The organism is Janthinobacterium sp. EB271-G4-3-2 (assembly GCF_020858035.1).
Classification (GTDB): Bacteria; Pseudomonadota; Gammaproteobacteria; order Burkholderiales; family Burkholderiaceae_D; genus Janthinobacterium; species Janthinobacterium aestuarii.
This window is the reverse complement of record NZ_JACYMG010000005.1, coordinates 78,617-89,916: the sequence shown is the minus strand read 5'-3', so window position 1 is coordinate 89,916 and position 11,300 is coordinate 78,617. Positions and strand designations below refer to the sequence as shown.

9 protein-coding genes are annotated in these 11,300 nt (G+C 64.4%); 3 read left to right on the top strand and 6 right to left on the bottom strand.

Features of this window, described 5'->3' with window-relative positions; all coding sequences use genetic code 11:
- The first annotated feature begins 114 nt into the window (after positions 1 to 114).
- Genes IGS55_RS12650 through IGS55_RS12640 form a run of 3 tightly spaced genes read left to right on the top strand, consistent with a single transcriptional unit; the run spans position 115 to position 4,668 of the window.
- Complete coding sequence (locus IGS55_RS12650; RefSeq protein ID WP_230518785.1) at positions 115 to 1,341, top strand: TolC family protein; 1,227 nt, start codon at positions 115 to 117, stop codon at positions 1,339 to 1,341.
- Between the two features lie 28 nt (positions 1,342 to 1,369).
- Complete coding sequence (locus IGS55_RS12645) at positions 1,370 to 3,502, top strand: ATP-binding cassette domain-containing protein (RefSeq protein ID WP_230518784.1); 2,133 nt, start codon at positions 1,370 to 1,372, stop codon at positions 3,500 to 3,502.
- The gene (locus IGS55_RS12640; protein WP_219329792.1) at positions 3,499 to 4,668 is read left to right on the top strand and encodes an HlyD family type I secretion periplasmic adaptor subunit; all 1,170 of its coding nucleotides are present in this window, start codon (positions 3,499 to 3,501) and stop codon (positions 4,666 to 4,668) included. The genes IGS55_RS12645 and IGS55_RS12640 overlap by 4 nt, the downstream gene beginning before the upstream one ends.
- Positions 4,669 to 4,680: 12 nt before the next feature.
- Here IGS55_RS12640 and udk read toward each other — a convergent pair whose 3' ends face one another.
- The 6 genes from udk to rnr form a co-directional block, all read right to left on the bottom strand.
- Positions 4,681 to 5,325 (bottom strand): uridine kinase, encoded by a 645-nt coding sequence (gene udk, locus IGS55_RS12635; RefSeq protein ID WP_070303044.1) that lies wholly within the window; start codon positions 5,323 to 5,325, stop codon positions 4,681 to 4,683.
- A gap of 59 nt (positions 5,326 to 5,384) precedes the next feature.
- A complete protein-coding gene (locus IGS55_RS12630) occupies positions 5,385 to 5,888 on the bottom strand; it encodes a DUF2199 domain-containing protein (RefSeq protein WP_230518783.1) in 504 nt (167 codons plus the stop codon).
- Between the two features lie 14 nt (positions 5,889 to 5,902).
- The gene (locus IGS55_RS12625; RefSeq protein WP_070221306.1) at positions 5,903 to 6,601 is read right to left on the bottom strand and encodes a YceH family protein; all 699 of its coding nucleotides are present in this window, start codon (positions 6,599 to 6,601) and stop codon (positions 5,903 to 5,905) included.
- Between the two features lie 10 nt (positions 6,602 to 6,611).
- Positions 6,612 to 7,361 carry a serine O-acetyltransferase gene (gene cysE / locus IGS55_RS12620; protein WP_034756915.1) on the bottom strand — a complete coding sequence of 250 codons (750 nt, stop codon included), beginning with the start codon at positions 7,359 to 7,361 and terminating at the stop codon, positions 6,612 to 6,614.
- A 193-nt stretch (positions 7,362 to 7,554) separates the two neighbouring features.
- A complete protein-coding gene (gene rlmB / locus IGS55_RS12615) occupies positions 7,555 to 8,298 on the bottom strand; it encodes a 23S rRNA (guanosine(2251)-2'-O)-methyltransferase RlmB (RefSeq protein WP_034756912.1) in 744 nt (247 codons plus the stop codon).
- A 15-nt stretch (positions 8,299 to 8,313) separates the two neighbouring features.
- Positions 8,314 to 10,848 carry a ribonuclease R gene (gene rnr / locus IGS55_RS12610; protein ID WP_230518782.1) on the bottom strand — a complete coding sequence of 845 codons (2,535 nt, stop codon included), beginning with the start codon at positions 10,846 to 10,848 and terminating at the stop codon, positions 8,314 to 8,316.
- Between the last annotated feature and the right edge of the window lie 452 nt (positions 10,849 to 11,300).

The window sequence follows — 11,300 nt, the reverse complement described above, 5'->3', positions numbered from 1 at the left end:
GCCACACCTAGAAATGCGTCAGGCCTGGTGCCGGAAAAATACGGGATGAGATTACGCGGTTCCCCAGCATTGTTTGTACCGCCACGTGGCGCGGCCTTGCTGGCGGCCATGGCCATGGCATTCATCAGCTCCTTCGCCCAAGCCCAGGGCAGCACCGCCTGGAGCTTCGACCAGGTCTTGCAGCAGGCGCTGCAAAGCCATCCCGCCGTGCAGGGCAAGCGTTCGGCGCAGGCTGCCGCGCGCGCCGACCTCGATGGCGCGCAGTGGCAGCGCTTCCCCAGCCTGTCGGCCGAAGTTCCCACGGGTTCGCGGGAAACGGGCGGCGTGGTGCGCATCGAGCAGCCGCTGTGGAGCGGCGGGCGCATCGACGCCGGCATCGATGCAGCCGGCAGCCGGGTCGACGCGGCCGGCGCCGCCATCGAGGAAGAACGCCTGACCCTCTCGCTGCGCGTGATCGCCGCCTATACCGAGGCGCTGCGCCAGACGGCCCGCATGCGCTCGGCCGAAGAGGGGCTGGCCGAGCACCAGCGCCTGCTCGACATGATCAAGCGCCGCGTGGCGCAGTCGGTCAGTTCGCAAACGGACCAGCGCCTGGCCGAATCGCGCGCCTACCAGGCGGCCAACGACGTGTCGAATGCGCGCCAGGCACAGGAAAACGCGCTGGCGCAGCTGTCGCAGCTGGCCGGCAAACCGGTGCGTCTCGTCACCGCCACCGGCATCGGCGTGGGCGAACCGCTGCCCGACGCCAGCCTGGAACGGGTCATGCGCCAGGCCATCGGCTACTCCCCCACCCTGCACCGCCTCGATTTCGAGGCGCAGGCGGCCGATTCCGAGATCACCATGCAGCGCTCGGCCTACATGCCGAAGGTGGTGCTGCGCATGGAAAAGCCCACGGGCGGCGGCATCAATGCCGACAACCGCGCGCGCGCCATGCTGGTGCTGCAGGCGCAGCCGGGCGCCGGCTTGTCGGCCAAGGCCGGCGTGGACGCGGCCGTGGCACGGCGCGAAGGCGCGCGCGCCGCGCACGATGCGGCCGAGCGCGACGTGCGCGAGCGTTTCACCCTGGACTGGAACGAGGCCGAAGCGAGCCGCCAGCGCCTGGACAATGCGGGCGAGGCCAGCACCACCTCGACGCAGGTATTCGAATCGTATGCGCGCCAGTACGTGATCGGCCGCAAGAGCTGGAACGACGTGCTCAACGCCGTGCGCGAAGCGACCCAGGCGCGGTTTTCGCTGGAAGACACGCGCGCGCAGGCGATTGCCGCCAGCCTGCGCCTGGCCGCGCAGACGGGCACCCTGGCCGGGCGCACGGCGCCGCCGGGCCTGGCGCGCGCGAATTGACACCGACATGATGCACACAGGAGACAGCGTGGATAACTCCATCAAACATGGCTTGCTGACACTCGTCGAACGGGCCGCCCGCCTGACAGGCCAGCATCTGGCGGCTGCGCGCCTGGCCGACCTGCAGCGCCAGCTCGAAGATATCGACGACAGCGGCGCACCCGCCATGGTGCTTACCGCCATCTGGCAGGCGGCCGGGCTGGAAGGCGCGGCGCGCCCGCTGCACGAGCCCACGCCGGGCGAGCTGCCGTTCGCCGTCTACAGCGCCAGCACGGGCTGGGGCTTGCTGCAGTCGCGCGGCGCCGACGGCGCCTGGCGCGGCGAAGGCATCGATGGGCGCGCCCTGCAACTGGCCTCGTCGGCAGGTTTAGCTTGCGTGGGCCTGCCGCGCCGCAGCGAAAAAAGCGGCGCCCGCCCCGGCGCGCTAAGCCTGGTGCGCAAGGCCCTGTGGCTGAAGAAAAGCGTGTTCGTCGATGCCGTGCTGGCCACCGCGCTGGTGACCCTGCTGACCATGGCCACCTCGCTGTTTTCCATGCAGGTGTACGACCGCGTGATCCCGAACCAGAGCTTCAGCACCCTGTGGGTGCTGGTGGTGGGCGTGGCCTTGTCGATCGGCCTGGAATTCATCCTCAAGCAAGTGCGCAGCCGCATCGTCGATCACTCGTGCAATGACGTCGACCATGAATTGTCGGAATGGTTTTTCCAGCGCATGCTGGGCATCCGCATGGAGGCGCGCCCCGCTTCCGTCGGCACTCTGGCGGCGCAGGTCAAAGGCTTTGAAATGGTGCGCGGCGTGCTCACGTCGACCTCGCTGTTCGTGCTGACGGACGTGCCCTTCGCCCTGATTTTCCTCGCCATGATCACCATCATCGGCGGCTGGCTCGTGGTGGTGCCGCTGGTGGCGCTGCCGCTGGCCCTCGTGTGCGGGCTGATGTTCCAGCGCGCCATCCAGAGTCATACGCGCAAGAACCTCAACGCCAGCAACCGCAAGGCGGGCTTGCTGGTGGAAGCCGTCGATGGCGTGGAAACGCTCAAGGGCAGCAGCGCCGAATGGATGATGCAGGCGCGCTGGGCGGAACTGGTGGCCGAAACGAGCCACGCGGAACAGAATATCCGCGACTATGCGGCCCTGTCGCAAAACATCACGGCCGCCTTCCAGCAGCTGACCAACGTGGCACTGATCTCCATGGGCGCGTGGTTCGTGGCCGAGAACCAGATGACCATGGGCGCCCTGATGGCGTGCACCATCATCAGCAACCGCGCGCTGATGCCCATCGTGCAGCTGCCCGCCGTGATGGTGCAGTGGGCGCACGCGCGCGCCTCGATCGACGGCCTGGAACAGGTCATCAGCCTGCCCAACGAAGCCGACACCGCGCAGTTCGCGCTGACGCCGCGCAGCCTCGATACGGGATTGCGCTTCGAGCGCATCCGCTTTACGTATGGCGGCGCGCAAAAGGTGGCGCTGGAAGTGGAAAGCCTGGCCATCCGCCCCGGCGAACGGGTCGGCCTGGTGGGCGCCATCGGCTCGGGCAAGAGCACCCTGCTGAAACTGGCCTCGGGCCTGTACCAGCCGGCCGAAGGCAAGGTGTACCTGGGCGACGTCGACATGGCCCTGCTGGCGCCGGCCGTGGTGCGCGAAATGGTCGGCTACCTGCCGCAGGAAACGCGGCTGTTCAGCGGCACCCTGCGCGACAATCTGCTCTTGGGATTGGCCGACCCGGGCGAGGAAGCGATACTGGCGGCGGCCAGGCGCACGGGCCTGATCGAGCTGATACTGGGCCAGCCAAGGGGACTGGCGCTGGGCATCACCGAAGGCGGGCGCGGCGTGTCTGGCGGCCAGCGGCAATTGATCGCCGTCACGCGCCTGCTGCTGGCCAAGCCGCGCATCTGGCTGCTCGATGAACCGACTGGCGCCATGGATGCGAAGACGGAAGCACGCATCGTGGGGCTGTTGGGAGAACTGGCGGCCGAAGGCGTGACCATGGTCGCCACCACGCACAAGAACGCCCTATTGCCCCTGCTCGACCGCCTGGTGGTGCTGCAGGCGGGCCGGGCGCTGCTCGACGGCCCGCGCGACGTTGTCCTGGCCAAGCTGTCGGGCAAGCCGCAGGCCGTGCCTAGTTCCGCAACGGCGCCGGTAGCGCAGGGAGCCGTCGCATGAAACTGGCCAAGGTCGAAGCGAAAGAGGAAGCGAAACGGGGACGGGTGCTGATCTGGAGCTGCACGGCGGCGCTGGCCGGCATCATCGCCTGGGCTTCGTGGGCGGAGCTGGACCAGGTCACGCGCGCCAACGGCCAGGTGATCGCCAGTTCGCGCAACCAGATCATCCAGGTGGCTGATGGCGGCGTGCTGGCCGAGTTGCGTGTGCACGAAGGCAGCGTGGTAAAAAAAGGAGCATTGCTGGCGCGCTTCGACCGCACGCGGGCCGAGACGAGCTACCTGGAAAGCACGGCCAAGGCGGCCGGGCTGAAGGCGGCCGTGGCGCGCCTGCAGGCCGAGGTGTTTGGCGGCGCGCCCAAGTTCCCGCCCGAACTGCAGGCGTTCCCGGAGTTTCGCGCCAACCAGCTGGCCCTGTTCAGCAAGCGCCAGGGCGCCGTGCAGGCGGAAGTGGGCTCGCTGGAAAGCGCCATGAAGCTGATCAAGGAAGAGCTGGAAATGAATCTGCCGCTGCTGGAAACGGGGGACGTCAGCCGCGCCGAAGTGCTGAAACTGCGGCGGCAGGTGGTCGACATCCAGGCGCAGATCACCAACCGGCGCAACAAATACCTGCAGGATAGCCAGACGGACCTGGTGAAAGCCCAGGAAGACCTGGCCGGCGTGCTGCAGACGGTGACCCAGCGCAAGGAGCAGCTGGGCTCGACGGATATCTATGCGCCCACGGACGGCATCGTGCGCAACGTGCGCCTCACTACCCTGGGCGGCGTGGCCAAGCCGGGCGAGGAAATCCTGCAGATCGTGCCGACGGACGATGACCTGATCATCGAGGCGAAAGTCAAACCGGCCGACATCGCCTTCATCAAGCCCGGCCTGCCCACAGCCGTGAAACTCGACGCCTACGACTACGGGATCTACGGGCGCCTGCGCGGCACCGTCAGCTACATCAGCGCGGACACCTTAAGTGAAGACAACAAGGGCAATGAGCAGCCCTACTACCGCGTGCAGATCAAGACCAGCGGGCGCAATCTGATGGGCAAGAATGGCGAGCCGATCCTGATCCAGCCCGGCATGACGGCCACCGTGGAAATCAACACGGGCCGCAAGACGGTCTTGCGCTACCTGACGAAACCGATCACCAAGACGTTCTCGGAATCGATGGGGGAGCGGTAGCCTGGCGGGCTGTTAACCGGCAGGCTTCAGGCGGCCAATGACGCTGGCCACCTTGGCCGTGATCATGTCGACCGCAGGACCGTTGGCGCCATGCGGCAATATGACATCGGCATTGCGCTTGGTCGGCTCGATGAATTGCTTGTGCATCGGGCGGACCGTTTCCAGATACTGCTCGATGACGCTTTCCACGGAACGGCCGCGTTCCGTGATATCGCGTTGCATGCGGCGGATGAAGCGCACGTCGGAAGCCGTGTCGACAAAGATCTTCAGCGACATCATGTTGCGCAAGTCTTCGTCATACAAGGCAAACAGGCCTTCGATCACGATCACGGGCGCCGGCTTGACGGGGATGGTCCTGTTGGAGCGGTTGTGCAGCGTGAAGTCGTACTCGGGCATCTCGATCGCTTCGCCATTGCGCAAAGCCTGGATGTGCTGCACCAGCAATGGCCACTCGAACGCCTGCGGATGGTCGTAATTCTGCTGGCGCCGGACTTCAGGGGAAAGATGGGTTTGGTCGCAATAGTAGTCGTCCTGCATCACGACCGAGACCATGTCGGCGCCGAAGGACGCGAGCACTTGTTGGGATACGGTGGACTTGCCACTGCCGCTTCCGCCAGCGACACCAATAACAAACGGTTGGAAGGAAATATTATTCATGCCGAATGATACCGGAAACGCGAGCGGACTGACAGGGAACGGCGGCAAAGCCGGGCCTGTCACGCGTCATGCACGAGCCGCGCATACAGCTCGGCCACCCGCTCTGCCGTGATGCCGTCGCGCTGCGCCACCGCCAGCGGATGGCCGGTAGGCTCCAGTTCGATTGCCGGACGCATGCCGTCGTCGCGCAGGTGCACGCGGGTTTTCAGGTTCAGGGTGTCGGGATAGGCAGGCAGGCGCGTGCTGAGCCAGCCGAAGAAGGGGCCGATGTGGGAACGCTTGGCTTCATTGAAGCAGGCGTCCCAGGCGTCGAAGCTGTCGCCGCTCAGCGATACCCAGACGCCCCAGCTGAACGGTTCATCCGAGCCATGCACGGGAATGTCGATGGTGGCGCGCACGAAGCAGTGCGTTTCATCGACGATGCAGGCGTCGCTGTCGAGCTGGCAGCGCGTTTCGCGCTCGGCGGGCGCCATCTGCTCAACCAGCCACGGCGCGTCGGCGCCGAAGCTGGGCATGCCCGTATGCACCTCGCCGCAGGAGCGGCACAGAAAGGAAAAAGTCACGCGGGAAAGACGCCTTATTCGAACTGCTTGCGGAACGCCTCGAACTGCGCCGCCAGACCATCGAAATCGCTGCGCAATTGCAGCACTTCCTGCTCCAGCTGGGCGACACGGCTGCCCTGCTGCGGCGCGCTGACGGCGCCGGCGTAGCCTGCCGCCGTCTCGATCTGCGCCAGCGCTTCCTCGCCGCCCAGCAAGTGGCCGTAGCGCGGCTCCTTGGCGCCGGGTGCGACGGCCAGCTTGGCCACCAGCGGCGGATATTTGTCGATCAAAAACTGCAGGCCCGACTCCACTTCCGCCACGGACTTGAATTCGTGCACACGGCCGCTGCGGCTGCGGATTTCGCCCGCCGTCTGCAAACCGCGCAGCATCAGGATCGTCAGGATGGCCAGCTTGTCCTGTTCCAGCGACCACTTGATGCGCATGCGGTGTTCGTACTTGGCGACCCGCGCGCCGGCCTGCGTGATGCCGTTGACGAACTTGCGTTGCATCAGGCGCTGCAGCACGTCGTAGACGGTTTCTTCGGACAGGGCCATGACGGGATCGCGGCTGGACAGCTGGTTGCAGCCGTTCGTCAGCGCGTTGAGCGACAGCGGATAGCTGTCCGGCGTCAGCGCTTCCTTTTCAGCCAGCACGGCCAGCACGCGGATCTCGAACGGGTCGAGCAGATTCGGATTGTCATTGCTTTTTTCGCCTGCCGTCACATCAGTATTCATGCCTGTATCCTTAGTCAACCAGCTTGTTCATTTGCTCGGAATCGAATTTATCACACTCGGGCACGCCCTGGCAGCAGATGCCCGCCGCCTTCAGGGTGGCGAGGATGGTTTCGATGCGCTGTTCCTGCGCCACGGCGTGCGTGATCAGGCCTTGCAGGGCTTTCGACAGCGGATCGTCGCCGTTGGGCGTGACGCCATACGCGGCGAACAAATGGGCCGTGCTGCCCTCGCGCAAGGCGCTGACATCCTTTTGCACGATGTGCGCGGGGTTGCCCACGGCCGTCGCGCCGGACGGCACGGGTTTGAGCAGCACGGCGTTCGAACCCACCTTGGCGTACTCGCCCACCGTGAAGCTGCCCAGCACCTGCGCGCCGGCGCCGACGATGACGCCGCGCTCGAGGGTCGGATGGCGCTTGGCGCCGCTGTGCAGCGACGTGCCGCCCAGGGTCACGCCTTGGTAGATGGTGCAGTCGTCGCCGACGACGGCCGTCTCGCCGATCACCACGCCGAAACCGTGGTCGATGAAGACGCGCCGGCCGATGACGGCGCCCGGATGGATCTCGATGCCCGTGATGATGCGGGCGATATACGAAATGAAGCGCCCCACCCATTTCATGCGCCGCGTCCAGCACCAGTGTGCCCAGCCGTGCATGACGATGGCGTGCAGGCCCGGATAACAGGTCAGCACCTCCCAGCCATTGCGGGCGGCGGGGTCACGTTCGATGATGCTGTTGATGTCTTCGCGCAGGTGGTGGAACATAATGAAAATGGATAAGGTGGAACGCAAATGGTAGCGTATTCGGCGGCGTGCTGCCGGAGAGGCAGATAAACAACCGCCGCCTCAAGGGCGGCGGCTGATTTTCTGGAAGCGCTACAAAACGTTCAGGGCAAGGCGCATTGCCGAAGACAGTACGAATGTACGGCGAGGCAATGCAACGCCGCCCTGGCGTTTTTTAGGCTTCCAGCGCGATGCGCTGGCGGCGGGCTTCGTAGAGGCACACACCGGAAGCGACCGACACGTTCAGGCTCTCGACGGAGCCGAACATCGGGATGCTGACGAGGATGTCGCAGGTGTCGCGCGTCAAGCGGCGCATGCCTTCGCCTTCGGAACCCATGACCAGGGCCGTCGGGCCCGTGAAATCGGCTTCGTACAAGCCTTTTTCGCCGTCGTCCGAGGTGCCGATCAGCCAGATGCCGCGCTCTTTCAGTTCACGCATGGTGCGCGCCAGGTTCGTCACCGTGATGTACGGGACGGTTTCGGCGGCGCCGCTGGCGACCTTGGCGGCCGTGGCGTTCAAGCCCACGGCGCGGTCCTTCGGCACGATGACGGCATGCGCGCCGACGCCGTCGGCCACGCGCAGGCAGGCGCCCAGGTTATGCGGGTCGGTGATGCCGTCGAGAATCAACAGCAGCGGCGGGCCGTCGATGGCGTCCAGCAGCTCATCGAGATTGCGCGCCAGCGACAGCTGCGAGGCAAACGCGATCACGCCCTGGTGGCGGCGTGTGCCGACGATCTTGTCCAGACGCGACGAGTCGACGGGCATGACGCGCACGTTGGCAGCCTTGGCGGCGGCGATCATGTCCTTCATGCGGCCGTCGACGCGGCTGGCATCGACGAAAATTTCTTCCACGGACGACGCTTCATGACGCAAACGCGAGGTGACGGCGTGGAAGCCGAAAATCATTTTATTCTTCATTTGTTATCGCTTCTTTTATCGCTTGTTCTTGCTTGATTTTGATACAGTTTTTGCTGCACGTGGTGCCGCCGCAGCGGGTGCCGCGGCTGGTTTCTTGCTGCGCTTCGGCGCGGCGGCCTTGGGGGCTTCCTTGGCTGCAGGCTTGGCTTGCGCCTTGGCGCCATTGGGTCGGCCGCCGGAACCCTTGCCAGCCTTGCCGCCGCCATTGACGCTGGTTTTGATCTCGTGGCGCTGCTCGGTCGCGGGACCGGGCTTGACCATCGATTTCTTTTCGCCCTTGCGCTTGCCGCCAGCTTGCTTGGCCGGCGCTTCTTCGCCCGCCAGTTCCGCATCGGTGACCAGGCGCAGGTCGATCTTGCGCGTTTCCAGGTCGACTCGCGCCACTTGCACCGTCAGACGGTCGGTCAATTGATAACGCTTGCCCGTACGTTCGCCGCGCAATTCATGGCGCGCATCGTCGTACTGGAAGTAGTCGGCACCCAGCTCGGTGACGTGCACCAGGCCTTCGACAAACAGGGTGTCGAGCTGCACGAACACGCCGAAGGTGGTCACGCCGGTGATCGTGCCGGTGAATTCCTCGCCCAGTTTATCCTGCATGAAGTAACACTTGAGCCAGGCTTCCACGTCGCGCGATGCTTCGTCGGCGCGGCGCTCGTTGGCCGAGCAATGCACGCCCAGCGCGTCCCAGATCGTCAGGTCCGTCTTCTTCGGCTTGCCGTCGGCCTTGTCCTTCGCCTGCTGCTTGCGCGTGGCGTTCGACACGTTCGTGTTCAGCACGGTCTTTTCGGACAGCTTGGGTTCGTATTTCTTGCCTTGCAAGATGGCCTTGATGGCGCGGTGCGTCAGCAGGTCTGGATAGCGGCGGATCGGGCTGGTGAAGTGGGCATACGCCTCGTAGGCCAGGCCGAAGTGGCCGATATTGTCCGGGCTGTAGACGGCTTGCTGCATCGAGCGCAGCAGCATCGTTTGCAGCAGGGCCGCGTCGGGACGCTCCTTGATCTGCTGCATCAGGGTCTGGTAATCGGATGCCGATGGCGTATCGCCGCCCGTCAGGTTCAGGCCGACTTGCTTGAGGAAGGTGCGCACTTGCGTGAGCTTTTCCTTGGTCGGGCTGGCGTGGATGCGGTAGGTGCCTGGGTGCTTGTTACGCAGCAACAGATCGGCCGCGCAGACGTTGGCCGCCAGCATGCACTCTTCGATGATCTTGTGCGCTTCGTTGCGCGTGCGGGGAATGATCTTTTCGATCTTGCCGGCGCTATTGCAGACGATATACGTTTCCGTCGTCTCGAAATCGATGGCGCCCCGCTCCGTGCGTGCTTTCAGCAAGGCGCGGTAGACGGCTTCCAGGTTTTGCAGGTGCGGCAGGATCTCCGCGCGGCGTGCCGCTTCGGGACCCTTGGTGTTGCCCAGCACGGCAGCGACTTCGTCATACGTGAGGCGCGCGGCCGAGTGGATCACGGCCGGGTAGAACTGGTAAGCCTTCAGCTCGCCCTTGTCGCTGACGACGGCGTCGCAGACGAGAGTCAAACGGTCGACGGCCGGGTTCAGCGAGCACAGGCCGTTCGACAGTTTTTCCGGCAGCATCGGGATCACGCGGCGCGGGAAGTAGACGGACGTGCTGCGCTCGAGCGCGTCGATATCGAGCGCGTCGTTCGGTTTTACGTAATGGCTGACGTCGGCAATCGCCACGATCAGGCGGAAGCAGTTGGCGCGGCCGATCTTGACGGGTTCGCAATACACGGCATCGTCGAAATCGCGCGCGTCTTCGCCGTCGATGGTGACGAGCGGCACGTCGCGCAGGTCGACGCGGTCTTTCAGGTCGGCGGCGCGCACTTCGAACGGCAGTTTTTCCGCTTGCTTGAGGGCGGCGGCGGAAAAGATGTGCGGCACGTTGAATTTACGTACGGCGATCTCGATTTCCATGCCGGGATCATCGAGCGCACCGAGCACTTCGACGATCTTGCCGACCGGCTGCTTGAAGCGCATCGGTTGCTCGGTCAGCTCGACGCTGACGATCTGGCCGGCCTTCGCCTTGCCCACCGAACCGGTGACGAGAATGTCCTGGCCGATGCGCTGGTCTTCCGGCGCCACGACCCAGGTGCCGTTTTCCTGGATCAAACGGCCGATGACGTGGGTGTTGGCGCGCTGCGTGACTTCGACGATCGTGCCTTCCGGGCGGCCGCGGCGGTCCGTGCCGACGATGCGGGCCATGACCTTGTCGCCATGCAGTACTTTCTGCATTTCTTTCTCGGGCAGGAACAGGTCGGCGCTGGCGTCGTCGGGAATGACAAAGCCGAAGCCGTCGCGGTGGCTCATGACGCGACCGGCGACGAGCGCGCTCTGGTCGGCCAGGCTGAAAACACCGCTGGCGTCAGACTTGAGCTGGCCGTCGCGCTCCATCGCCTTCAGGCGACGGACCAGGACATCCATGGAATCGGCATGCACTTGCAGCGTTTTCCCGAGAGACTGCGGGTCGAGAGGCGCGTTGACGCTGCGGAATATGCCGAGAATGTCCTCCCGGCTGGGGATGGTGTGGGTATTTTGGCTCAAAAGTATTTCTATAGTTGTTATTGACAGTGATCAAACGGAAGACAAAGACCGATGACATCACCGTCAATATTGACACGGTGATGTCCGGTAGTGTACCGGAGGACGCCTTGGTTTGCCTAACGGACAGCGTAGCGGAAACCGAACAAGTGCCCCGCCGATGAAAAAAAGGAGAAAAGCTGCGCAATGCATTTGACTTCGGCAAATATTGCTCTATAATCTCGGTCTCTTGCAGCAACAAACCTTCACGGGAATGCAGTTGCGGGAAAGCGGTACAGGGTTGATGTGCAGTATGGAGCGAAAGCTCATCTGGCGCAAAACTCTTCAAGTCGCTATAATAGCAGAATTGTTGCCAAGTTATTTGACAACAAGTAGTAAAGCAGCATCAGTGCCCACGTGGCGGAATTGGTAGACGCGCATGGTTCAGGTCCATGTGCCTTCGGGTGTAGGGGTTC